The organism is Thalassotalea coralli (assembly GCF_055786205.1).
In genome coordinates this window covers 346,334-368,733 of sequence record NZ_JBVVBK010000006.1, presented here as the reverse complement: position 1 = coordinate 368,733, position 22,400 = coordinate 346,334, and the positions used below count along the sequence as shown (strand labels likewise).

The 22,400-nt window shown below is 39.9% G+C and carries 27 protein-coding genes; 22 read left to right on the top strand and 5 right to left on the bottom strand.

The window, feature by feature from the left end:
• Nucleotides 1–69: EF-Tu C-terminal domain-related protein (locus ACOB80_RS16625; RefSeq protein ID WP_380298963.1), on the top strand; the 69-nt coding region annotated here is incomplete at its 5' end.
• Nucleotides 70–150: 81 nt separating this feature from the next.
• Here the strand turns inward: ACOB80_RS16625 and ACOB80_RS16620 are convergent.
• From ACOB80_RS16620 to fusA, 4 genes are all read right to left on the bottom strand, one after another.
• Nucleotides 151–1,350: an RNA polymerase sigma factor gene (locus ACOB80_RS16620; RefSeq protein WP_473166971.1), complete on the bottom strand. Its 1,200-nt coding sequence runs from the start codon at nt 1,348–1,350 to the stop codon at nt 151–153.
• Nucleotides 1,343–1,693, bottom strand: coding sequence for a YciI family protein (locus ACOB80_RS16615; RefSeq protein ID WP_473166970.1), 351 nt, complete (start codon nt 1,691–1,693; stop codon nt 1,343–1,345). Before ACOB80_RS16615 ends, ACOB80_RS16620 begins: the two co-directional genes overlap by 8 nt.
• Before the next feature lie 177 nt (nt 1,694–1,870).
• Nucleotides 1,871–3,379 carry a leucyl aminopeptidase gene (locus ACOB80_RS16610; protein WP_473166969.1) on the bottom strand — a complete coding sequence of 503 codons (1,509 nt, stop codon included), beginning with the start codon at nt 3,377–3,379 and terminating at the stop codon, nt 1,871–1,873.
• Nucleotides 3,380–4,079: 700 nt separating this feature from the next.
• On the bottom strand, nt 4,080–6,167 hold the full coding sequence (gene fusA / locus ACOB80_RS16605) for an elongation factor G (RefSeq protein ID WP_473166968.1): 2,088 nt from the start codon (nt 6,165–6,167) through the stop codon (nt 4,080–4,082).
• A gap of 285 nt (nt 6,168–6,452) precedes the next feature.
• Here fusA and ACOB80_RS16600 point away from each other — a divergent pair, with 285 nt between their 5' ends.
• From ACOB80_RS16600 to ACOB80_RS16510, 19 genes are all read left to right on the top strand, one after another.
• Nucleotides 6,453–6,995 (top strand): RNA polymerase sigma factor, encoded by a 543-nt coding sequence (locus ACOB80_RS16600; RefSeq protein ID WP_473166967.1) that lies wholly within the window; start codon nt 6,453–6,455, stop codon nt 6,993–6,995.
• Nucleotides 6,982–7,536, top strand: coding sequence for a hypothetical protein (locus ACOB80_RS16595; RefSeq protein ID WP_473166966.1), 555 nt, complete (start codon nt 6,982–6,984; stop codon nt 7,534–7,536). The genes ACOB80_RS16600 and ACOB80_RS16595 overlap by 14 nt, the downstream gene beginning before the upstream one ends.
• A gap of 19 nt (nt 7,537–7,555) precedes the next feature.
• Nucleotides 7,556–9,091 carry a PDZ domain-containing protein gene (locus ACOB80_RS16590; protein WP_473166965.1) on the top strand — a complete coding sequence of 512 codons (1,536 nt, stop codon included), beginning with the start codon at nt 7,556–7,558 and terminating at the stop codon, nt 9,089–9,091.
• Nucleotides 9,092–9,104: 13 nt separating this feature from the next.
• The gene (locus ACOB80_RS16585) at nt 9,105–10,343 is read left to right on the top strand and encodes a PDZ domain-containing protein (protein ID WP_473166964.1); all 1,239 of its coding nucleotides are present in this window, start codon (nt 9,105–9,107) and stop codon (nt 10,341–10,343) included.
• Between the two features lie 27 nt (nt 10,344–10,370).
• Entirely contained in the window at nt 10,371–10,910 is a 540-nt protein-coding gene (locus ACOB80_RS16580; protein ID WP_473166963.1) for a hypothetical protein, read from the top strand.
• 183 nt (nt 10,911–11,093) lie between these two features.
• On the top strand, nt 11,094–11,630 hold the full coding sequence (locus ACOB80_RS16575; protein ID WP_473166962.1) for a hypothetical protein: 537 nt from the start codon (nt 11,094–11,096) through the stop codon (nt 11,628–11,630).
• 244 nt (nt 11,631–11,874) lie between these two features.
• On the top strand, nt 11,875–12,186 hold the full coding sequence (gene rpsJ / locus ACOB80_RS16570) for a 30S ribosomal protein S10 (RefSeq protein WP_093332363.1): 312 nt from the start codon (nt 11,875–11,877) through the stop codon (nt 12,184–12,186).
• Nucleotides 12,187–12,200: 14 nt separating this feature from the next.
• The gene (gene rplC / locus ACOB80_RS16565) at nt 12,201–12,839 is read left to right on the top strand and encodes a 50S ribosomal protein L3 (RefSeq protein WP_473166961.1); all 639 of its coding nucleotides are present in this window, start codon (nt 12,201–12,203) and stop codon (nt 12,837–12,839) included.
• A gap of 18 nt (nt 12,840–12,857) precedes the next feature.
• The gene (gene rplD, locus ACOB80_RS16560; RefSeq protein WP_473166960.1) at nt 12,858–13,463 is read left to right on the top strand and encodes a 50S ribosomal protein L4; all 606 of its coding nucleotides are present in this window, start codon (nt 12,858–12,860) and stop codon (nt 13,461–13,463) included.
• A complete protein-coding gene (gene rplW / locus ACOB80_RS16555; RefSeq protein WP_473166959.1) occupies nt 13,460–13,762 on the top strand; it encodes a 50S ribosomal protein L23 in 303 nt (100 codons plus the stop codon). The genes rplD and rplW overlap by 4 nt, the downstream gene beginning before the upstream one ends.
• 10 nt (nt 13,763–13,772) lie before the next feature.
• Nucleotides 13,773–14,597 (top strand): 50S ribosomal protein L2, encoded by an 825-nt coding sequence (gene rplB / locus ACOB80_RS16550; protein ID WP_473166958.1) that lies wholly within the window; start codon nt 13,773–13,775, stop codon nt 14,595–14,597.
• A gap of 30 nt (nt 14,598–14,627) precedes the next feature.
• Nucleotides 14,628–14,906: a 30S ribosomal protein S19 gene (rpsS, locus tag ACOB80_RS16545; RefSeq protein WP_074496195.1), complete on the top strand. Its 279-nt coding sequence runs from the start codon at nt 14,628–14,630 to the stop codon at nt 14,904–14,906.
• Nucleotides 14,907–14,917: 11 nt separating this feature from the next.
• Nucleotides 14,918–15,250 (top strand): 50S ribosomal protein L22, encoded by a 333-nt coding sequence (rplV, locus tag ACOB80_RS16540; protein WP_473166957.1) that lies wholly within the window; start codon nt 14,918–14,920, stop codon nt 15,248–15,250.
• An 11-nt stretch (nt 15,251–15,261) separates the two neighbouring features.
• Nucleotides 15,262–15,957 carry a 30S ribosomal protein S3 gene (gene rpsC / locus ACOB80_RS16535; protein ID WP_473166956.1) on the top strand — a complete coding sequence of 232 codons (696 nt, stop codon included), beginning with the start codon at nt 15,262–15,264 and terminating at the stop codon, nt 15,955–15,957.
• A gap of 10 nt (nt 15,958–15,967) precedes the next feature.
• A complete protein-coding gene (gene rplP / locus ACOB80_RS16530) occupies nt 15,968–16,381 on the top strand; it encodes a 50S ribosomal protein L16 (protein ID WP_473166955.1) in 414 nt (137 codons plus the stop codon).
• A complete protein-coding gene (gene rpmC / locus ACOB80_RS16525; protein ID WP_448548150.1) occupies nt 16,381–16,572 on the top strand; it encodes a 50S ribosomal protein L29 in 192 nt (63 codons plus the stop codon). Before rplP ends, rpmC begins: the two co-directional genes overlap by 1 nt.
• Nucleotides 16,572–16,820 (top strand): 30S ribosomal protein S17, encoded by a 249-nt coding sequence (gene rpsQ / locus ACOB80_RS16520; RefSeq protein ID WP_473166954.1) that lies wholly within the window; start codon nt 16,572–16,574, stop codon nt 16,818–16,820. Before rpmC ends, rpsQ begins: the two co-directional genes overlap by 1 nt.
• A gap of 419 nt (nt 16,821–17,239) precedes the next feature.
• Nucleotides 17,240–18,052 (top strand): glycosyltransferase family 25 protein, encoded by an 813-nt coding sequence (locus tag ACOB80_RS16515; protein ID WP_473166953.1) that lies wholly within the window; start codon nt 17,240–17,242, stop codon nt 18,050–18,052.
• Nucleotides 18,053–18,356: 304 nt separating this feature from the next.
• A complete protein-coding gene (locus ACOB80_RS16510) occupies nt 18,357–20,225 on the top strand; it encodes a methyl-accepting chemotaxis protein (RefSeq protein WP_473166952.1) in 1,869 nt (622 codons plus the stop codon).
• Between the two features lie 69 nt (nt 20,226–20,294).
• Here ACOB80_RS16510 and ACOB80_RS16505 read toward each other — a convergent pair whose 3' ends face one another.
• Entirely contained in the window at nt 20,295–21,446 is a 1,152-nt protein-coding gene (locus tag ACOB80_RS16505) for a capsular polysaccharide export protein, LipB/KpsS family (protein WP_473166951.1), read from the bottom strand.
• Nucleotides 21,447–21,699: 253 nt separating this feature from the next.
• Between ACOB80_RS16505 and rplN the strand changes: the two genes are divergently transcribed.
• Both rplN and rplX read left to right on the top strand, forming a co-directional pair.
• Nucleotides 21,700–22,068, top strand: a complete 369-nt coding sequence (gene rplN, locus ACOB80_RS16500) for a 50S ribosomal protein L14 (RefSeq protein ID WP_473166983.1) — start codon at nt 21,700–21,702, stop codon at nt 22,066–22,068.
• A gap of 12 nt (nt 22,069–22,080) precedes the next feature.
• Nucleotides 22,081–22,395: a 50S ribosomal protein L24 gene (gene rplX, locus ACOB80_RS16495; RefSeq protein WP_473166950.1), complete on the top strand. Its 315-nt coding sequence runs from the start codon at nt 22,081–22,083 to the stop codon at nt 22,393–22,395.
• Nucleotides 22,396–22,400: the final 5 nt, after the last annotated feature.

The following is a 22,400-nucleotide window of genomic DNA, read 5'->3' as shown; positions in this document are numbered from 1 at the left end:
TTACGCTTCGCAATCCGTGAAGGTGGCCGTACAGTAGGTGCTGGTGTTGTATCTAAGATCATCGACTAATATCGATTCTTAGTTCACATCGAACATCTAGAAAAAGAGCGCTTAGGCGCTCTTTTTTGTTTTTGGCTACATAGAATCAAGTTAATTGGCTGCATCTATCGAATTTATCTTGTTACTAATAAATTGCTGTTCAATATAGTTGTTACTTAGCTCTAATGCTGTTTGGTAGAGATTAAGTGCATTTGAATAATTACCTTCTAGTTCGCAAGCTTTCGCCTTTACCATGTAAAACGGTAAGTAATTGATCATCAACTTTTCTACTGAAGCTAACTGTATGTTGGCTTTTTCTAATTGGTTGTTCATAAGCAGAGATGCCGCGTAGTTAACAATAACTGCCGGCGAACGGTTATATTCTCTTAGCTTTAAATATAACGAAGATATTTGCTGCCAATCGGTTTTCTCGTAGCTTGAAGATTGGCAATGAAGCCCTGAAATAGCAGCTTCTATGTGATAGCTAGAAACAGAGCCTAACATTAAAGATTTCTGTAGTAATACATCGGCGTCACTAATGAGCTTTTTATCCCATAAAGAGCGATCCTGAAGTTCTAGCGAGATAAAGTATTCGTTATTGCGTGCTGGTACCCTAGAGTAGGAAAAATACATTAAAGAAAGTAGGGCAAGTGCTTTAGCTCTACCACGAAAGGTTCGACATAATGTGCTTAATATATCGATTGCTTGCTTACAGAGTATGGTGACAAATGCTTTAGTTCCTGAACTGGAGTAATAGCCTTCGTTGAACACAAGGTAGATAACTTTTAGAACACTGTTAATCCTTTCTTCCAAATATTTACTTGACGGCAGATCAAAATCGAAGTTGTTTTGTTTAATCTTTGTTTTAGAGCGAGTGATTCTTTGTTCAAGGGTTTTTTTAGGTATTAACAACGCAGAGGCAATTGTTTTGTCGTCGAAACCAAAGACAAACTTTAGAGTTAAAGCCACTTGGTTTTCTAGCGCTATAGAAGGGTGACAACACGTGAACACTAATCCAAGCGTAGCATCTTCAAAAATCGCTGCTTGGTCAGTGGTTAAACTTAGGTCGCATTCTTCTTCTGAATATTTACTTTGTTTTCGCCATGTATCTATCGAGTAATTTTTCGCAACGGTAATTAGCCAAGCTTTTGGGTTGCTAGGTATTTCATCTTTCCATTTTATCAGCGCTTTTTCACAGGCGTGTTGCAAGGCATCTTGAGCCTTATCAAGATCACCCAACTGCCTAGCGAGAACGGCAAGTGCCGTTCCGTAGGCTGTAGAGATACATTCTTGAATGGTCAACTTACTCAATAACCATTATTGGTCTAACTTCGACACAACCATCTTTTGCAGATGGGATGCGAGAAGCAACTTCAACAGCATCATCAAGAGAAGAAGCTTCAATGAGATAGTAGCCACCAAGCTGCTCTTTAGTTTCAGCAAAAGGACCGTCGGTAAGTAGTGTTTCGCCATTTCTGACGCGAACAGTTGTAGCAGTTTCGGTAGGCATTAGCGCTTCGCCTCCAATATGATGACCAGACGCTTCAATGTCTTCCGTAAACTTATGGTACTCAGCAAATAACGCTTGGTTCGCTTGGTCATCACGTTGTGCTGCTAGTGATTCTGCTTCAAAAATTAAACATAGATATTGCATGGTATATTCCTTATTTTCTATTAAACATACTAGAGTAATCTCTAGCTTCCTTTATAAGACGAACAGGCTTTCAATTTTCCGACACTCTTTTTTAAAAACTTTAAAATTTTTGCATTTAATAATAAAAAAGAGCACCTTAAGTGCTCTTTTTAATGTAATACAGTTTATAAACTGTCTCTACTTATTGTTTAAAATCCACTCGGTAAGTAAACGAACTCCGTAGCCTGTACCACCTTTAGGTACTTCGCCTTTAGATGAATTCGCTAAAGCGTTACCAGCAATATCGATATGCGCCCATTTGGTATCCCCTACAAACTGCTCTAGGAATGTCGCAGCTGTGGTCGCTCCAGGACCACCTGTTCCAGTATTTCTCAAGTCAGCGATGTTACTCTTTAACTTATCTTTATAGCCAAGAGGTAAGCGCCATAAGTTTTCATTTACCTGTTTACCTGAAACAGTTAACTGTTGTACTAATTCGTCGTCTTTTGAAAAAACAGCAGCATATTCGTTACCCACAGCGCGAACTTTAGAACCAGTAAGAGTCGCTAAATCGACCATAACACTAGGGTTATAGTTCTCTCTCGCATACCACAGGGCATCTGAAAGCACTAGTCGGCCTTCTGCGTCAGTATTCGTAATTTCTACTGTAAGGCCCTCAGCAGTGCGAATTACGTCGCCAGGCGCCACAGAGTTTTCTGAAACCATGTTAGCAGCCATTGCCATTACAGCAACAACGTTCACTTTCTCTTTACCCATAGCTAACGCTTTTACTGTACCTAATGCGGCAGCAGCACCAGCCATATCTACTTTCATGTAGTTAATAGAACTATGAGTTTTGATGTTGTAACCACCTGAATCAAAGGTGATACCTTTACCAGCGATTGCAATCGGTGCGTCATCGCTGTTTTTGTAATGTGCTACAACTAAGCGAGCACCTTGGATACTGCCTCTGCCGACTGCTTCTAATGCACCCATGCCTAATTTCTTAAGATCTTTAGGCTCAAGTACAGTAACTTCAACGCCGTATTTTTTTAGCTCTTTTGCTGCATTAGCAAAATCGATTGGGTTTAATTCAGTCGCTGTTTCGCTAGTTAAATCACGTGCTAAAAATACACCACTTTCAATATAAGTAAGCGGCTTGTATGCTTTCTCTGCTGCCTTGCCGTTATCTACGTCAAAGTAGAAAGACTTTTCTTGGCGTTTTTCTTTACGGTAATTATCGAAGCGATATGAACGAAGGCTAATGCCATGTGCTATCAAGGCTGACGTGTTCGCGTTATCGGCCATGCCATCTGTAGCGACAGTAATGTTTTTGATTTGCTTTTGCTCTAATTTAGCAGACAGGTTACCACCTAATTTTGTTGCTTTATTTTTAGATAAGGCTTTGTCACCTGTACCAACAACTACAACACGCTGATAATCAAGGTTGTTTGGTGCTAAAACCTCAACCATTTTGCCATAACCGCCTTTAAATGCTGCAGCTTCGATGGCTTTATTTAACTGACCTTTACTCTTCTTATCGTATTTTGCAAACGTAGTGTTTTTAGCTTCTTCACCGTAAAAAACCACTAATGTATCTGTGCTTTTCTTTACCGTTGAGTCAAAAGTAATAGATTCTGCGAAAGACAATGAAGACGCTGTCACTAGTGACAAGCCAATAGCTAATTTTGAAAGCTTAGCAACCATAAGATTTACCTTCTCTTTGTATTTATTGGGGAGTTAATTCTCTAACGTAACAGGACTGTAACTTTGCTTGAATAGTTACACGACCAAATTGCGACTTTATAAGATAGAAATCAGTATGTCGGAAACTCGAAGAAAACAAAAGAAATAGAAGTGAACAAAAGTGGTTTTTAGCACTTTATGGGATGAATAAATGTAAGTTGGTGATAACTTCTTCTGTTACGATAGCTGGAGCTGCTTGGGTTTATGTGGACTGGCTGAATTCCATCTGTCCGTTTAGCAGACATAAAAAAGCCCCGACTTTTAACAAGAAAAAGCGAGGCTTTCTAAAGCTTGTTTAAAAAGCTAGATTACTTAGCTTCTTTACGTGCTTTAACTTCAGCGATAACTTCTTCAGCTACGTTAGCAGGAGCTGTTTGGGTTTATGTGGACTGGCTGAATTCCATCTGTCCGTTTAGCAGACATAAAAAAGCCCCGACTTTTAACAAGAAAAGGCGAGGCTTTCTAAAGCTTGTTTAAAAAGCTAGATTACTTAGCTTCTTTACGTGCTTTAACTTCAGCGATAACTTCTTCAGCTACGTTAGCAGGAGCTGCTTGTGTTTATGTGAACTGGCTGAATTCCATCTGTCTGTTTGGCAGACATAAAAAAGCCCTGCAAGTGCAGGGCTTTCAAATCAGTTCAGAAAACTAATGTTATGCGAAACTACTTAGCTTCTTTACGTGCTTTAACTTCAGCGATAACTTCTTCAGCTACGTTAGCTGGAGCTGCTGAGTAGTGGCTGAATTCCATTGAGAATTGACCACGGCCTGAAGTGATTGTACGTAAGTGACCGATGTAACCAAACATTTCTGATAATGGAACGTCTGCTTTGATGCGAACGCCAGTTGTACCAGCTTCTTGGTCTTTGATCATACCACGACGACGGTTAAGGTCACCGATTACGTCACCAACGTGATCGTCTGGCGTGAATACGTCAACCTTCATCACTGGCTCTAATAATTGAGCGCCAGCTTTAGGCATTGATTGGCGGAAAGCGCCTTTCGCTGCGATTTCGAAAGCTACTGCTGACGAGTCAACTGCGTGGTAGCCACCGTCGAATAGTTCGATTTCAACGTCAAGTACTGGGAAGCCAGCAACCGGACCTTCTTCCATCATACCTGCGAAACCTTTTTCGATTGCAGGGAAGAATTCTTTAGGAACGTTACCACCAACAACTGTTGACTTGAATGAGAAGCCTGAGTTTGGCTCGCCTGGCTTGATGCGGTAATCGATCTTACCGAATTGACCTGAACCACCAGATTGCTTCTTGTGCGTGTAAGAATCTTCGATTTCTTGCGTAATCGTTTCACGGTATGCTACTTGTGGCTTACCAACTTCTAATTCAACGCCGTAAGTACGCTTCAAGATATCTACTTTGATATCTAAGTGAAGTTCACCCATACCTTTAAGGATAGTTTCACCTGAGTCTTCGTCAGTTTCAACTTGGAACGTTGGATCTTCAGCAACCATCTTACCGATAGCGATACCCATCTTCTCAGCACCACCTTTCTCTTTAGGAGAAACAGCGATTGAGATTACTGGCTCAGGGAATACCATAGCTTCAAGCGTACAAGGTTGTTTAACATCACATAATGTGTGACCAGTTTGTACGTTCTTCATACCTACGATAGCTAAGATGTCACCAGCTTGCGCTTCTGTAAGTTCAGTACGGTCTTCAGCTTGCATCTCTACCATACGGCCGATACGCTCTGTCTTACCTGTGAATGAGTTAAGTACAGTGTCACCTTTCTTAAGACGACCTGAGTAGATACGTACGAAAGTAAGAGCACCGAAACGGTCATCCATAATTTTGAATGCTAATGCACGGAACGGCTCTTCAGCGTCTACTAAAGCGAATTCACCAGTAGGCTCACCTTCTTCGTCAGTTAACGGTTGAGGTGGAACTTCAGTTGGAGAAGGTAAGTAGTCAACAACAGCGTCAAGAAGAAGTTGCATACCTTTGTTTTTGAAAGCAGAACCACAGAAAGTAGGGAAGAATAATAATTCGTTAGTACCTTTACGGATACATGCTTTGATTTGCTCTTCCGTTGGGTCTAATTCACCGTCAAGGTATTCCATTAGTAGATCTTCGTCTGCTTCTAATGCCGTTTCGATCATTTCTTCACGGTATGCAGCTGCATCGTCTACCATGTCAGCAGGGATGTCTTGAATTTCGTAGTTTTCTGGTTGACCTGAATCATCCCATACGTAAGCTTTTTGAGAAAGTACGTCTACAACACCTACGAAGTTGTCTTCTTCACCGATTGGTAAAGTCATAACTAGTGAACGAGCACCAAGTACGTTTTCTACTTGGTCTTTAACACGGTAGAAGTTTGCACCTAAACGGTCAAGCTTGTTCACGAAGATTAGACGAGCAACTTTTGATTCGTTAGCGTAGCGCCAGTTAGTTTCTGATTGCGGCTCAACACCACCAGAACCACAGAATACACCGATACCACCGTCAAGAACTTTAAGAGAACGGTAAACTTCTACTGTGAAGTCAACGTGACCCGGGGTGTCAATTACGTTAAAGCGGTGTTTTTTCCATTCACAAGTAACAGCAGCAGACTGGATAGTAATACCACGCTCAGCTTCTTGTTCCATGAAGTCAGTTGTAGATTCACCATCGTGAACTTCACCGATCTTGTGGATCATACCTGTAAGTTTCAAAATTCGTTCAGTTGTTGTGGTTTTACCAGCATCAACGTGAGCGAAAATACCAATATTTCTGTATTTACTTAAATCTGCCATTTTCTTGCTCTAAAAGGGTTAGTGATTAAAAACCGCGCGAGTATACCAGAAGTTAGAACAAACCAAAATAACTTATGGAAATTAAATTGCGATCTTAATTTAGGTGTCATAAAACTAATGACGATGAAACTGATTTTTTCATAAGCAAATTTAGTTGCGACTTTAGATCAGTAGAATGCTATTTTTGGTAAATTAAATAGTCATTACAAAAAAAATTGAAAAAAGTTGCGACGATTATAAATAGTCGTGCGTTTAGTATGTATAAAGACAAATAAGGATGCCCGTTTGGATATTTGGGAAGATAGGCTAGTAGATTTGATGAAGCAAGGGGATGCTAGTGCCTTTGAACGCTGCTATCGCTTGTTATCTCCTCAAATATATACAGTCATAATCAATATTTGCCGCAACACGGACACTGCGCAAGAAATATTGCAAGACACCTTTTTAGATATATTCGAAAAGATGTCCCTATATAAGAAGCATCAGTCTTTTGTTGCTTGGGCAAAGCGCATTGCCTTTAACAATACGTTGAGCTTTTTAAGAAAGTCAAAAAGATTGGTTTTTATAGAAGAATGCGCAGACGACTGTTCTCTTGAAGATGATATCGACACTGATTCATTAGAACAAAGTCAATTAATAGAAACCTTATTAGCCAAGGTAAATGAAGTTGAGCGATTAGTGTTGTGGTTGTTTATTGTTGAGCAATACAGTCATGATGAAATTGCCATGTTGATGTCAAAAACACCGAGTTACTCTAAATCGATTGTATCTAGGGCGCTTAAAAGAATTAGATCGTCGAGTGAGGTTAAAAATCATGCATATATCTAGCGACAGATTAACAAAATCACTGACTCCAGTTGAGGAAGCGCACTTAAAAGTGTGTAAAGAGTGCCAGGCCGAACGTGAAGCAATTTTAACCTTGCTTGATGCCACTCAATATATCGAACTTGTCAAACCGCCAGAACAGGCTTGGACTGCACTGCAAAGTAAAATGGAAATGTCAAAATATAGCCATGTAGAACAAGTTAATGAAAAAAGAAAAATAGGCGTATGGCAGTGGTTTGGTGCGGCAGCAGCAACGGTAGTGATTGGTTTGTTAGGCAATTTATCTTTTCAACAATATCAAATTCAGCAAGAGCTGGCAGAACTGAGGAACTCAAATAGACACTTGGAAAGTCAATTGTCTTTGACTGTTTCTCAAGACATCCCACAAGAAATGTTGAGTCAAATGCTACAAATTGAACAGCGACTAAGTGAAGTTGATTCAACTCAAGAATTTGTTCAAAAACTAAAAGAAAGAAAAGCACTAATGAGTGCAATATTAGAAGTTGAAATGAGAGAGAATAAAGAAGATGTTATTTCATTATAAACTTCTCAGGAAATTAGCATTGGTTGGAAGCTTATGTCTGACGGTTAATGCTGTAGCAAAAGCTGAAGGCTCTTGCTCTTATGTGGAGTTTATTCCTGACCAGCAATCTGAGATCAAAATTAATCAAGTCAATGACGTAATCTTGTACCAAGGGTTAAAGTCATTTAACAGTTGGAACAAAGAAAACACATTTAGAATTAATGAAGGCCAATACGAGTTTTTTGGTGCAGTCGTAGACAAAAAACCAAGTGTTGTGGAAAGCTTATTCTTACATCCGGATCTTGGTGCTGCTCCGGTCTATTTTGGATTAGAAATAGAGCAAGGCAAGCTATATCAAGTCTCTATTATTAGAGAAGAGGGAGAAGTCGTTGATTTGGACGTTAATGAAAAAACGATAGCCGGCTGTCCATTTCCTAAATCGATATTTGTTGACGAACTTGAATCTGAAAAGACTCAGCAACAGGTGACATTGCCTAAAGCACATAAACTGAAATTACAGCAAATCTTTTTCGATGTGATGCAAGAGCAGGAATATGACTCAGTTGAAAGTATTGCTCCTGCTGGTTTTACTACAGATTTTGGTTGGGTTTTTAAAAAACACAATGATGATTTAAGTGGATTGGAAGTCTTGAGTATTACTCCATACTCTGTTGCAAACCAACTTGGTATTAAAAGTGGCGATACAATATTAAACGTCAATGGTTATAAGCTAACAGGGAAGTTCTCTGATAAAAAAGAGCAATTAGATAATGCTATTGCAAGCCTTCAAAGGGGTATCAAGATAGTACTTGATAGAAGTGGAGAGCGTTATTCTTTGTCTGATGAGCTAAATAACTTATTCATACCGCAATATTATTATGCAATAAACCAATCTAAATCAGACAGTCTTAAAAAGCACTTACCAATTCAATCAAGTGCGCGGTATCAATTGGATTTTCAAATTTTAGAAATAGTAGAACACTATAGAACCCAGTCATTAAATAGTGAACGCATACATTTTGCAGTGCCAGCTGAAATTGACAGTCGAATAGGTGTTACGGGCGTTAAGCAAAGTGAGAATGGTTATACAGGGGTGAAAGTCAGTTTCATTCGCAAAAATAGCGTAGCAGAACAGTTGGGGTTAAAAGTAGGGGATTTGATCTTAAAAATTGATGACATTACTCCTAACCCCACATCGTTTGATTTAACCAAAAGAGATTATGTAAGTAAGGATTACCGCATAGATTACGTAAGAGGCGGTGAACAGAAATCTGTCGCTAATAAAGCTCAAGTCAGAGTATTTCCAGAAATATCTATGGTAATAGACTTGAAGGATGAATCTAGCTTTTTAGCAGATAAAAATCGCCATCTTGCAATAAGCCGAAAAGTAGCTATGCAATATGGTTTGACGAAAACTGGTCAATGGCTCGCTGCGCGAAACAATGACCGAACTAATGTAACTTTTCTTAGTGAACAGAGTGAAGTCGCGCCGGCTCGAAGTACTAGAGTAATGGTAAATAATTCTGGAAGAGCACAGACAAGTGTTGCTGCTTCTCCAAAAAATAAAAACAACTAGAAGGAAAATGACAATGAAACTAAAACTCACAGCATTACTACTCATGCCGTTAGCGCTGCAAGTTGCTAACGTTAACGCCGCTACGTGTTCATCCCTGCAAGTGAAAGGTGCAGAGATTGACGGTAAAGATTATATCGCTGAAGTCGTTGGCCATAATGGTGCAAAAACGAACCAAAGTTTAAAAAATTATCGTTCGATAGCAAAAAGTAAACACAAGTATTATTTGGAGCCGGGTTTTCACAATTTGTCGATGAGTATTTGGAACAAAAGGCAGTATATTCAATATAATAAGAACAAAAAGTTTCCAAAAAACTCAGTGGGCATTGCTAAACCTGTTGCTCCAGTCGGCAACAGTGGTTTAGGTTTATTGATTGAACCCAATATGAATTATGTTGTTGAGCTACAGGGTGTTAAAAACCCGTCTTTTAGTTTAGTCAGTGCTAAGCCATCCCAATGTAACGAAGATGCAATGTCAGCATACAAAGCAATAGACGGTAAGTCATTGTCGCCAGAAGTTCAAAATACGCTATTAACTATAAACAAAACGTTGGCAAGCAATAAAAATTTGTCTAGTGGTTTTGTCAAAGACATTCATTTGGCCGGCTTTTTTGGTGCGCAAACCAATGAAACAGGGCAAGGGGTAACGGTTGCAAATGTTATCGCTGGGTCAAGTGCTGATATTATTGGGTTGAAAGCTGGTGATACAATCACATCCGTGTCTGGAAAAAGTGAAGGTACATTAAATAAGAAATCATTTTCTGATTACCTAGGCAAGGTTTCATTTGGTGACTATATTAAAATGACAGTTGTAAGAGGCGGAGATAGTAAGAAACTTTCTGCTCGCTTAATGCCAGCTGCATTGCCAGGATTCAGCTACCAAACAGTCAATAACGGAAGTCATGTAAGTGCTTTATACAAAGATAAAGAGTTATCAGATAAAACTTCAGTAACATTAGATGCTTTACTGCTGGAATTGACTGATGCACTTATCGCACAGGGCGTTAAAGAGGATGTATCTATCTCAATGCCTGTGAAAGCTGGTCAAGATATGAAAGTTTCGTTGTCTTTGGCAAGTCTAATGAGAACAAATGAGCTTATCGCAAATCATAACGGTCAAGTTTCATTTTTACAAAACAAAGACTTCTATGATGCAACGCGATTACAAGAAATAGTGGACGCTAATATTCATGCACGCACGCAAGCTCACGTTCAGCGTCTTCCTAAGCCACCAGCTAGCAAAAATTCGAACTAAATACTAAACGTATTTGAGGAGCTAAGTATGAGAAAGGTTAAGGCTTTAAGTTGTATTTCACTCGTTCTGATGATGGCAGGCTGTTCAGTTGTGCCAGTCAAATACCAGATCAAAGAAGGACATGCACGACTTGAAAACTTTACGAGGACCAATGAAGTAGCTGTTCAAAACCATAAGGAATGGAAAGATAACAACTATGATGAAAATACACACCCGTATACCAAGGAAACGTTACGGTATTTATACGCGATGTGTAATAACCAAGATCCTCGGCCTTTCCGACTTGCTTATCAACATCCTGCAGGTCAACACAAAATCTGGGCAAAAGCCATATATGGTCAAATGGAAGCGGACGTTTTATTTGATGTTGAGCTTAAACCAGGTGGTAATTATGCATTCGATCAACGAATGTATAAAAACCGTCGGCAGGTAGAAGTTTGGATAAAAGATTTGAATACCGGTGAGCCCTATAGTGAAGTTCAATTAATCACATTAAAGCGGATAAAAATCGAATATGAGAAAGCCGCTGATTTATGGACTTCCCGATGTAGAACCGGGACTGTCTAGCCCCCTTTAAAGTAATCCTTTCCCAAAATTATTAATCTCAGTCCAGGGCTGGGAGGGGATTACTTTGCCAATTTTTGGTGCTACGGAAGGGGATGTTCAGAGCCAAAAGTTAGATTTAGACCATTAGGTTTAACAGTAAGTTATTAATTATCAACTAATTATTTAATAGAGTAAGGAAAAACTATGAAAAGAAGTATCATTTTAATGATGGCAGTAGCTACAGCTACATTAACGGGGTGTTCAGCGCTTGTTAAGTACGAGATAAAAGACGGCAACGCTCGAGTAGAAAACTATGTTAGAAATAACAAAATTACCGTGCAAAATCACATTGAGTGGAAAGAGAATAACTATGACGAAGACACTCATCCATACACCAAAGAAACGTTAAAGTATCTCTATGTTATGTGCAATAACAACGCTCCACGCCCGTTTCGTTTGGCTTATCAACATCCCGCTGGACAACACAAGTTGTGGGTAAAAGCTATATTCGAAGCGATGGAGGCAGATGCGTTATTTGAAGTCGAGTTAAAACCAGGCGGTGACTATGGGTTTGGCCATAAAATGTATAAGAACCGTAGACAAGTAGATATTTGGATTGAAGACCGTAAAACAGGCGAGCGTTACTCAGAAACTCAAGTTATTACGTTAAAACGCGCTAAAATTGAATATGAAAAAAGTGCAGAGCTATGGGATCGTAGATGTAAGATGGGTTCCGTTTAACACGTTTTAATGACAGGCATTTTCCTTTGGGGCAACTTTAATAGTTGCTCTTTTTTTATTCTTATGTATAATACGCGCTCCTGAATTAGTATTAGCTAAATCAGGCAGGTACAAAAACTTAGGTTTTATTACCTTAACAGCAGCCCCGATTTGGGGTTGAATGATTAATCGGTACTCCCCCCTTTCTCAATAAGAAAGGCGATGGGCTGTACTTTGTTCGTTCTTTTATTAGGGGATTTGATAAATGTCAAATCAAAGAATTCGCATTCGTTTGAAAGCGTTTGATCATCGTTTGATTGATCAATCTACAGCAGAAATCGTTGACACTGCAAAGCGCACTGGTGCTCAGGTTCGTGGTCCAATTCCACTTCCTACACGTAAAGAGCGTTTCACTGTTTTGATTTCTCCACACGTTAACAAAGATGCGCGTGATCAGTACGAAATTCGTACGCACAAGCGTTTAATTGATATCGTAGAACCTACTGATAAGACTGTTGATGCTCTTATGCGTCTTGACTTAGCAGCTGGTGTCGACGTTCAAATTAGCTTGGGTTAATAGGAGTTTTAACAATGACTATCGGTTTAGTCGGACGTAAAGTTGGTATGACTCGTGTCTTCTCTGAAGATGGCGTTTCTACTCCAGTTACAGTCCTAGAAGTTGAAGCCAACCGTGTTGCTCAGGTTAAAACTGTAGACAACGATGGCTATTCAGCGATTCAAGTTACTACTGGTACTAAGAAAGCTAACCGTATCAACAAGCCTACAGCAGGTCACTTTGCGAAAGCAGGTATCGAAGCTGGTCGTGGTTTGTGGGAATTCCGTCTTAACGACGGTGAAGGTGCAGAATTAGCAACTGGTAGCGAAATTACTGTTGAGCTTTTCAACGACACTAAGTTAGTTGATGTAACTGGCACTTCAAAAGGTAAAGGTTTCCAAGGTGGTATTAAGCGTTGGAACTTCCGTATGCAAGATGCTACTCACGGTAACTCAATCTCTCACCGTTCAAACGGTTCTATCGGTCAGTGTCAAACACCTGGTCGTGTATTTAAAGGCAAAAAAATGTCTGGTCACATGGGTGCTGTGAAAACTACTACACAGAACCTTGAGTTAGTTCGCGTAGATGCTGAACGTAACTTGCTTCTTATTAAAGGTGCAGTTCCGGGTCACGTAAACGCTGACGTAATCATCAAGCCAGCTGTTAAAGCCTAACGTCTGAGGAGAATTTTGATGGAATTAGCATTAAAAGACGCGTCAGGCGCTCTTGAAGTTTCAGAAGCTACTTTTGGACGTGAGTTCAACGAAGCTTTAGTACACCAAGTAGTTGTTGCTTATGCAGCAGGTGCTCGTCAAGGTACTGTAAAGCAGAAGAACCGTTCTGAAGTTAGCGGTGGTGGCAAGAAGCCATGGCGTCAAAAAGGTACTGGCCGTGCACGTGCTGGTACAACTCGTGGTCCAATTTGGAGAACTGGTGGCGTAACATTCGCTGCACGTCCTCAAGATCACAGCCAAAAAGTTAACCGTAAAATGTACCGTGGTGCGATCAAAAGCATCCTTTCTGAATTAGTTCGTCAAGACCGTTTAGTGGTTGTGAACGAGTTCACGGTTGATTCACCAAAAACTAAAGAATTAGTTGCTAAGTTAAAAGGTCTTGAGCTTAAAGACGTATTAATCGTAACGCCAGAAGTAGACGAGAACTTATTCTTATCTACTCGTAACTTATACAAAGTTGACGTTCGTGATGTACAAGCTATCGACCCAGTAAGCTTAGTTGGTTTCGAAAAAGTATTGATGACTGCTGACGCGGTTAAGCAAGTTGAGGAGATGTTCGCATGATAAACGAAGAACGTTTGTTAAAAGTGCTTTTAGCACCAAACATTTCTGAAAAGGCAACTTTGTCTGCTGAAGCAAACAACACGATTGTTTTCAAAGTAGCAACAGATGCTAAAAAAGCTGAAATCAAAGCGGCAGTTGAGCAACTTTTCGACGTAAAAGTTGAAGGTGTTCGTACTCTTAATGTTAAAGGTAAGCAAAAGCGTACTGGTGCTCGTATGGGCCGTCGTAACGACTGGAAAAAAGCTTACGTTACTTTAGCTGAAGGTAGCGACATCGACTTCGTTGGCGCTGAAGCATAGGAGAAGCAAAATGGCAGTTGTTAAATGTAAACCAACTTCTCCGGGTCGTCGCCACGTAGTTAAAGTGGTTAACCCGGACCTATACAAAGGTAAGCCTTACGCACCTCTTTTAGAGAAAAACTCTAAGTCAGGTGGTCGTAACAACACGGGTCGTATTACTGTTCGTCACGTTGGTGGTGGTCACAAGCATCACTATCGCGTAATTGACTTTAAGCGTACTAAAGATGGTATCCCTGCAAAAGTAGAGCGTTTGGAATATGATCCAAACCGTTCAGCTAACATCGCGTTAGTACTTTATGCTGACGGTGAACGTCGTTACATCTTGGCTCCAAAAGGCCTAAAAGCTGGTGATACAATCCAGTCTGGTGTAGACGCGCCAATCAAAGCAGGTAACACGTTACCATTACGTAACACACCATTAGGTAGTGTTATTCACGCAATCGAACTTAAGCCAGGCAAAGGTGCTCAGATCGCTCGTGCGGCTGGTACTTACGCTCAATTAGTTGCTAAAGACGGTGCTTATGTAACTCTACGTCTTCGTTCAGGCGAAATGCGTAAAGTTGAAGCAGATTGTCGTGCAACTCTTGGTGAAATCGGCAACGCAGAACACATGCTTCGCTCTCTAGGTAAAGCTGGTGCTCAACGTTGGCGTGGTGTTCGCCCAACTGTTCGTGGTGTTGCCATGAACCCAGTTGATCACCCACACGGTGGTGGTGAAGGTAAAACTTCAGGCGGTCGTCATCCGGTATCTCCTTGGGGTGTACCAACTAAGGGTTACAAGACTCGTAAGAACAAGCGTACTGACAAGTTCATCGTACGTCGTCGTACTAAGTAATTAGTACTTAATTAATAAAGAGGAATTACCATGCCACGTTCTCTCAAGAAAGGTCCTTTTATTGACCTACACTTGTTGACGAAGGTAGAGAAAGCGGTAGAAAGCGGGAATAAAAAGCCAATCAAAACTTGGTCCCGTCGTTCAATGATCATCCCTAACATGATCGGATTGACTATCGCTGTCCATAATGGTCGTCAACACGTTCCTGTATTTGTTACCGAAGAAATGATCGGTCACAAATTAGGTGAATTTGCACCAACTCGTACTTATCGCGGCCACGCTGCTGATAAGAAAGCGAAGAAGAAGTAAGGGGAAGTTAAATGGAAGCTATTGCTAAACATAAATTTGCCCGTGGTTCTGCTCAAAAAGCACGTTTAGTTGCGGATCAAATCCGTGGCGTACACGTTGAGAAAGCACTTGAAATCTTAGAATACAGCAACAAAGGTGCTGCAGTTCTAGTTAAGAAAGTACTTAACTCAGCGATTGCTAATGCAGAGCACAACGAAGGTGCAGACATTGATGAGCTATTCGTAAAAACAATTTTTGTTGACGATGGTCCTACAATGAAGCGTATTAAGCCTCGTGCGAAAGGTCGCGCGGATCGTATCCTTAAGCGTACCAGTCACATTACTGTGATTGTTGCTGATAGCTAGGAGATATTAGAATGGGTCAAAAAGTCCATCCAAATGGTATTCGCTTAGGTATCACTAAACCTTTCGCGTCTACTTGGTTTGCAAGTAGCAAAGAGTTTGCAGATAACTTACACGGCGATCACTTAGTTCGTGCTTACTTATCTGAAAAGCTTAAGCGTGCCTCATTATCAAAAATCGTAATTGAGCGTCCAGCTAAATCTATCCGTGTAACTATTCACACTGCTCGTCCAGGTGTTGTTATCGGTAAGAAAGGTGAAGACGTAGAGAAGTTACGTTTACAAGTATCTAAAATTGCTGGTGTACCTGCACAAATCAACATTGCAGAAGTACGTAAGCCAGAAATGGATGCACAATTAGTAGCTGACGGCATCGCAAGCCAATTAGAGCGTCGTGTAATGTTCCGTCGCGCTATGAAGCGTGCTGTACAAAACGCTATGCGTTTAGGTGCTAAAGGTATCAAAGTTGAAGTTAGCGGTCGTTTAGGCGGCGCAGATATCGCTCGTTCTGAGTGGTACCGTGAAGGTCGTGTACCATTACACACTTTACGTGCTGACATTGACTACGCAACTGCGCGTGGTGAAACAACGTACGGTACTATCGGTATTAAGGTTTGGATCTTTAAAGGTGAAGTTATTGGTGGTATGCCTGCACAGGTTGAAGCACCAGCTCCTAAGCCTAAGAAAAGAAACAACCGTAAGAGCAAGTAGGGGATAAGTAATGTTACAACCAAAACGTACTAAATTCCGTAAGCAATTTAAATTGCGTAACCGTGGTCTTGCACAAACTGGTAGCACTGTAAGCTTCGGTACTTACGGCCTTAAATCTGTTGAACGTGGTCGTATGACTGCTCGTCAGATTGAAGCAGCTCGTCGTGCAATGACACGTCACGTTAAGCGTCAAGGTAAAATCTGGATCCGCGTATTCCCAGACAAGCCAATTACCAAGAAGCCTCTTGAGGTTCGTATGGGTAAAGGTAAAGGTTCTGTAGAATATTGGGTATGTCAAATTCTACCAGGTCGTGTTCTTTATGAAATGGAAGGTGTTCCAGAAGAATTAGCGCGTGAAGCATTTGCTTTAGCAGCAGCTAAACTTCCGTTCAAAACAACCTTCGTAACTAGAACGGTGATGTAATGAAAGCTAGCGAATTAAGAGAAAAGAGCATTGAAGAGTTAAATGCTGAGTTACTTGAGCTTTTGCGCGAACAGTTTAACTATCGCATGCAAGCAAGCACAGGTCAGTTAGCACAAACTCACTTGCTAAGAACTGTACGTCGCAATATTGCACGTGTTAAGACTATCATAACTGAGAAGGCTGGTAAGTAATGAGTGATAAAATTCGTACTCTACAAGGTCGTGTAATCAGTGACAAAATGGATAAGTCTATCACTGTCCTGATTGAGCGTCGTGTTAAGCACCCTATCTACGGTAAATTCATTTCGCGTTCAACTAAGTTGAAAGCACACGATGAAGCTAACGTATGTAACATGGGTGATGTTGTTACTATTCGCGAATGTGCACCAATTTCAAAGACTAAGTCTTGGACATTAGTGGACGTTGTAGAAAAAGCTTAATTTAAGTTTTACTACACGAAAGTAATGAAGAAAAACCCTGTTGGTGAAAACCAGCAGGGTTTTTTTATGCGTTGAATAAAAAAACTAAGCTGAGTTTACTTACTTGAAACGGTGTCGAGACATTGTTTAACTAAATTAAACATATACACTGTTTATTTATTTTACTGCGTTTTGATAGTCTTCATTGAGAATTGAATTCACATATATGCACAACCCTCTAAACAAAGTCGGTTTAGGTTAGAAGAAAATTTATTTGGATTTTAAACTGAAGATAAAAGCAGCTTTTATAAGTTGTTTACTATGTATATGATGAGCTTATTACTATAGCGATGCGAATTTAGTATTTAGCTTTTTGTGCTTATCATGTTGCCGTCAGTGGCAGTTAAAAATTTAACTTAAAATGAACAAAACGACTAACTATGATTCAAAGCATAAATAAAGAGTTTAAAGGACATAACAAACCTAGTATGAAACCCATAATTTATGTAATAAATATAGACGCTAGCGTGGATAGACTAAACGCGACAACCGAAAGGCTAGCTGCTCAAGACATTACGTTTACAAGAATCTCTGCGGTTGTGGGTAAAGAGCTAAGTGAAGAAGAAATTAGCCGCCATTACTCTAAAGACCTAAACAAAAGAAAATACTATAAGGACTTAACGCCTGCACAAATTGGGTGTTTTTTAAGTCACAGAGAAGCTTGGAAAAGAATTGCTGAAGGTGAAAATGACTGGGGTATTGTACTTGAAGATGATTTTAATGTTATAGGTGACATCAACTTAGCGATTGAAACAATAAATAACTTAAAAGTTTCTTGGCAGTTGATAAAGCTCGCTGCCTACCAAAGCCGCGAACGTAAAGTCGCTTTTTCTACACCTGTTGACCATGGATTCAATCTCGTCGTCCACAAGAAGCCAATGAGTGGTGGGGCTGCTACAGCAATTACAAAACAAGCTGCGAAACAATTGTTAAGTGCTACTGAAAAATTCGGCAGGCCTTGTGACACTGAGCTGCAACACTTTTGGGAAACTAAGGTGAAAGTGATGTCTTTAATGCCTTACGTTATAGAACAGGACATGACGTTTGAAAGCACTATATCAGCTAAAAAAATCCGCAGGAAAAAACGCATATTCGGTAAGGTTATTCAGCAATCTACAGACTTGATACTAAATTCTGTTAATGTTCATAATCAGGTTACTGAATTACGAAAAGACGTTGAGAATCTCTCATAAAATCTGTAATAGGTCGTATAACCAGCGATATGGATATCTGTTTTCTTTTTTGGGGGGGACAGCTCTTGTCTGAATCTATTTCGCACAATCGAACTTGTTCCTCTTAAATTTTGCAAATAAGCGTCTGAATTTTCATTCACGTTAATTGATTGAATTGTCGAACGAAAAGAAATAACCTATGAATGAGTTGTTTGCAATCGATTAAAACGTCGTTTTAGTCGTTACAACAGCGCTGTAAGCCATATTTAAATACGAGCTACAATTAAAATGATAACGAGCATCTTTTTAAACTAAGGGGACCTAGATGAAATTCAATCACAAGATCGTTGCTGCTTCATCTGTCATATTGCTTCTAGCATTGTCTTTACTTTCTTTTAATCAATACTTCTTAGTTAAAAGCAAACTTGAAGAGCAGGTAAATAATAGTGTTACTGAAATTCTTCAAGGGATTAGTAACTCAGTACAAGCTGAAATGACAGGTAATACGTCATTAGCTGAGTTCACTACAGAGTTGATTGAACAAAATATGGAGATGGACCAAGCTCAAGGGATACTGACCAATCAATCGCTCACTAACAACTTTATATTGATTGGTTTTGGTTATGAAGCTACTGGTAAGTATGTGGCTAGTGATCCAAGCTGGGATCCAGGAGCAGACTGGGAGCCAAGAGCTCGCCCCTGGTATGTAGATGCTAAGAATGCGAATAAAACCATAGTAACTGAGCCTTATGCTGATGCTGTTTCTAAAGAAATTTTAGTATCAATAGGTACACCTGTTCATCAAAGTGGCGTGTTTTCTGGTGCAATATTTTTTGATGTAAGTTTAGCTGGTTTGTCAGACATGATTAATAAAGTAAACATGTTTAATGCTGGCTATGCATTTATGGTGAGTAAAGGTGGTATCATTATTTCTCACCCAAACAGTAATAATAATGGTAAACCTTTAAAATCGGTGATGCCTCAGGTTGATATCAATAAAACTTTTCAAGAGGTTGAGTTAGGCGGAGTAAAGACCTTAGTTAACTTTACTAAAGTTAATGGTTTTGATTGGTATGTTGGCGTCGCTTTAGATAAAGAAAAAGCGTTTATGGCCGTTGATGAGTTAAGCTCAGATTCTTGGTTATATTCAATCGTTTCTCTAATTCTTGGTGTTGCAGCTCTTTTGTTTATCATCAGCTACTTGATGAAGCCATTGAGCGAAATTAACCGAGCTATGTCGAATGTCGCTAAAGGTAACGCCGACTTAACCGTTCGATTGCAGGCGAATAGTGACCCAGAGTTCAATGCGCTAGCGAACAACTTTAATTTGTTCACTCAAATGCTGCAAAATTTAGTAAGCGATATAAAGTCACTTGGACACGATATTTATAGTGATGCCCAAACTACATCACAGGGGGCACAAACGGCCAACCAAGCTATGCATGATCAATTGGGCGAAATTGATACATTAGCAACTGCTACTAATGAAATGGCTGCCACCTCGAAAGAAGTAGCAAACACAGCGCAAAATGCAGCAGAAGCTGTAAAACAAGCTGATGAAGCTGCTGTTCAAGGAACTACGATAGTGCAAGAAACGAATAAAGCGATTTCAACACTGTCTGATCAAATCGACCATGCGGTTCAAGTTGTATCGAAATTAGAAGTTGCTACTAATGGCATTGAAAATATCCTTGCGGTTATCAATGGTATCGCAGAACAAACAAACTTATTAGCGCTAAATGCCGCAATTGAAGCTGCCAGAGCTGGAGAGTCAGGTAGAGGCTTTGCAGTTGTTGCTGACGAAGTTAGAACCTTAGCTCAACGAACGCAAGAAGCGACAGACGAAATTAAAACTATGATTGATCAACTGCAAACTGGTGCTAAATCTGCGGTATCAGAGATGAATCAAAGCAAAGAAATAGCAAGTTCGACAGTTGAGCAATCACAGAAAGCAGACGAAGCAATTGAGAGTATTCGCCACGAGATTCAAACCATTGTTGAATTGAATGTTCAAATTTCTGCATCTGCTGATGAGCAATGTTCAGTGGTAGAAGAAATCAATAAAAATGCTTACAACATTAAAGATATTTCTCACCAAGTGTCTGAAGAAGCGAACAATGTTGATGCTACGATGAAAAACCAAGTAGAAAACATCATGAAACAAGACCAAATGCTTGACCAATTTAAAACGTAATACGTTAAATACTCAAGGATCTACATAATAGAAGCCCCTATTTAAAGGGGCTTTTTTGTGTAATTTGGCTTAACCCCGTTTCGTTGCTGTTTTTAGCATGTCGTTAAATTTATCTAATTTTCGAATTCTTTCGTCAAAAGCTTTGAAGTGCTTTTCATCTGCTTTGTCCCAATCTGTAGGTATCGTGTATACATCAGAAAGAAAGTTTAAAAATTGATTTCTTAACTTGAGATTCATCTTCCATGTTTTTAACCTTTCTAGTTTAGCTATTGCTTCAAGGAGGTTTTCAGCGTGAAGTACCAAACCCTCGATGTTGTAGCAGGAATTGCCGAGCGTTAATACAGGCTTTTCTTTTATGATAGCTTCCATTCCTACAGTAGAGTTAATAGTTATCACGGCAGCAGCTTTTTCTATTAACTGCTCACTTGATAAATCGTTAATGAAAATTATACGAGGGTCGAGGTTGTGATAGTCATGATAGCTAAGTTTGCAAGAAGGGTGTTCTTTTATGACAAATTTAGTTCCTTTAAGAGAAGTCTTGTTAACCATCTCTAGCAACAAGTTAAACAGTTGTGGCATCGATCTAACCCAAGGTGAATTATTGATCACTTGGGTGTCGTTAGCGACTTGCAATGGGACAAATATATAGTTTGGTGGCAATGGGTGATTAGAGGCAATTATCTTTTTGCTACTCTTACGCTGCTTGAACTTGGATAACGTGGGCGGAAGCGAAGAAAACTGTTGATAAAACTTGGCTTCTCTGGGGACTGAATTGTTCGCATTGACGCCTTTGTAATCGACCGTTGTCGTATTGGGCAGTAACCCGTTTTCAAAAAATACTATTTTTTTCTGAGATAATGCCGCCGCTTTGCAAATAATGCTATTTGGAAGTTTTCCACCGTTCCAAATGCCGACAAGTTGGATATGGTCGTTCTCAAACAGACTCAAAAACTTAGCTAGTCTTAATTTTTGAACAAAGACTAGCACTCTAAAATATAGCTTTCTGGTGAACGGGTTTTTCGTGAGTACACTACCAATTGCTTGCTTACGTTCTAATTGCGCGAGACATATATCGTCGAGGCTCTGATTCATGGCACTCGATAAATATTTTAATGCACGTAATCTAGGTAAGCCCATTACGTGAACGCTAATATCAAGGCTAGAGTTACTTTTTAATTGTTCATAGTAACGTTTATGGCTACTGCGCCTTGAAATTAACAATATATCACACATATAGAGATATGAGATTTGAGTCCATGATAGGCGTCAGACGTTACCTAATGAAGATGACGCCTTGATGACGACAATGGTTATCGTCGTTTAATTAAACAATGTAATAAAAATTGTCTAAATAAAGTACCACTTTTTTTTGAGTGGTGTTATAATCTCGCGCCCGCCGAATTCCGGTTGGGTTTTAAAGGCAGTGACGGGTCAAATTTCTGGCCTTGAATTTAATAACAGCGGAGCACATAAAATGATCCAAATGCAAACACAGCTAGACGTTGCTGATAACAGTGGCGCTCGACGCGTGCAATGTATTAAGGTCCTTGGTGGCTCGCACCGTCGCTATGCACGCATAGGTGACATCATCAAAGTTGCTGTGAAGGAAGCTATTCCTCGCGGTAAAGTTAAAAAGGGTGATGTACTGAACGCGGTAGTGGTGCGCACTAAAAAGGGCGTTCGTCGCCAGGATGGCTCAGCCATTCGCTTTGACGGCAACGCGGCTGTAATGCTTAATGCAAACTTACAGCCAATTGGTACTCGTATTTTCGGTCCAGTAACACGTGAATTAAGAACTGAAAAGTTCATGAAAATCGTGTCACTAGCACCAGAAGTACTATAAGGAGTCACGATAATGGCATCTAAGATTCGTCGTGATGATGAAGTAATCGTACTTGCAGGCAAAGACAAGGGCAAAACTGGTAAAGTTACTAAAGTTCTTGTTGAAGACAGCAAAGTATTTGTAGAAGGTGTAAACCTAGTCAAGAAGCACCAGAAGCCTGTACCTCAGTTACAGCAAGCTGGCGGCATTGTTGAGAAAGAAGCACCTATTCACGTTTCTAATGTGGCGATCGTAAACCCTGCTACTGGCAAGGCAGATCGTGTAGGTTTTAGAGTTGAAGACGGCAAAAAAGTTCGTTTCTTCAAGTCTAATAACGAATTAGTTTAATTTTA

Excerpts from the sequence above, each read along its gene's own strand:
- ACOB80_RS16615 (WP_473166970.1), bottom strand. The coding sequence starts at position 1,693 with ATGCAATATCTATGTTTAATTTTTGAAGCAGAATCACTAGCAGCACAA.
- ACOB80_RS16610 (WP_473166969.1), bottom strand. The coding sequence starts at position 3,379 with ATGGTTGCTAAGCTTTCAAAATTAGCTATTGGCTTGTCACTAGTGACA.
- fusA (WP_473166968.1), bottom strand. The coding sequence starts at position 6,167 with ATGGCAGATTTAAGTAAATACAGAAATATTGGTATTTTCGCTCACGTT.
- ACOB80_RS16595 (WP_473166966.1), top strand. The coding sequence starts at position 6,982 with ATGCATATATCTAGCGACAGATTAACAAAATCACTGACTCCAGTTGAG.
- ACOB80_RS16585 (WP_473166964.1), top strand. The coding sequence starts at position 9,105 with ATGAAACTAAAACTCACAGCATTACTACTCATGCCGTTAGCGCTGCAA.
- ACOB80_RS16580 (WP_473166963.1), top strand. The coding sequence starts at position 10,371 with ATGAGAAAGGTTAAGGCTTTAAGTTGTATTTCACTCGTTCTGATGATG.
- ACOB80_RS16575 (WP_473166962.1), top strand. The coding sequence starts at position 11,094 with ATGAAAAGAAGTATCATTTTAATGATGGCAGTAGCTACAGCTACATTA.
- rpsJ (WP_093332363.1), top strand. The coding sequence starts at position 11,875 with ATGTCAAATCAAAGAATTCGCATTCGTTTGAAAGCGTTTGATCATCGT.
- rplC (WP_473166961.1), top strand. The coding sequence starts at position 12,201 with ATGACTATCGGTTTAGTCGGACGTAAAGTTGGTATGACTCGTGTCTTC.
- rplD (WP_473166960.1), top strand. The coding sequence starts at position 12,858 with ATGGAATTAGCATTAAAAGACGCGTCAGGCGCTCTTGAAGTTTCAGAA.
- rplW (WP_473166959.1), top strand. The coding sequence starts at position 13,460 with ATGATAAACGAAGAACGTTTGTTAAAAGTGCTTTTAGCACCAAACATT.
- rplB (WP_473166958.1), top strand. The coding sequence starts at position 13,773 with ATGGCAGTTGTTAAATGTAAACCAACTTCTCCGGGTCGTCGCCACGTA.
- rpsS (WP_074496195.1), top strand. The coding sequence starts at position 14,628 with ATGCCACGTTCTCTCAAGAAAGGTCCTTTTATTGACCTACACTTGTTG.
- rplV (WP_473166957.1), top strand. The coding sequence starts at position 14,918 with ATGGAAGCTATTGCTAAACATAAATTTGCCCGTGGTTCTGCTCAAAAA.
- rpsC (WP_473166956.1), top strand. The coding sequence starts at position 15,262 with ATGGGTCAAAAAGTCCATCCAAATGGTATTCGCTTAGGTATCACTAAA.
- rplP (WP_473166955.1), top strand. The coding sequence starts at position 15,968 with ATGTTACAACCAAAACGTACTAAATTCCGTAAGCAATTTAAATTGCGT.
- rpmC (WP_448548150.1), top strand. The coding sequence starts at position 16,381 with ATGAAAGCTAGCGAATTAAGAGAAAAGAGCATTGAAGAGTTAAATGCT.
- rpsQ (WP_473166954.1), top strand. The coding sequence starts at position 16,572 with ATGAGTGATAAAATTCGTACTCTACAAGGTCGTGTAATCAGTGACAAA.
- ACOB80_RS16515 (WP_473166953.1), top strand. The coding sequence starts at position 17,240 with ATGATTCAAAGCATAAATAAAGAGTTTAAAGGACATAACAAACCTAGT.
- ACOB80_RS16510 (WP_473166952.1), top strand. The coding sequence starts at position 18,357 with ATGAAATTCAATCACAAGATCGTTGCTGCTTCATCTGTCATATTGCTT.
- rplN (WP_473166983.1), top strand. The coding sequence starts at position 21,700 with ATGATCCAAATGCAAACACAGCTAGACGTTGCTGATAACAGTGGCGCT.
- rplX (WP_473166950.1), top strand. The coding sequence starts at position 22,081 with ATGGCATCTAAGATTCGTCGTGATGATGAAGTAATCGTACTTGCAGGC.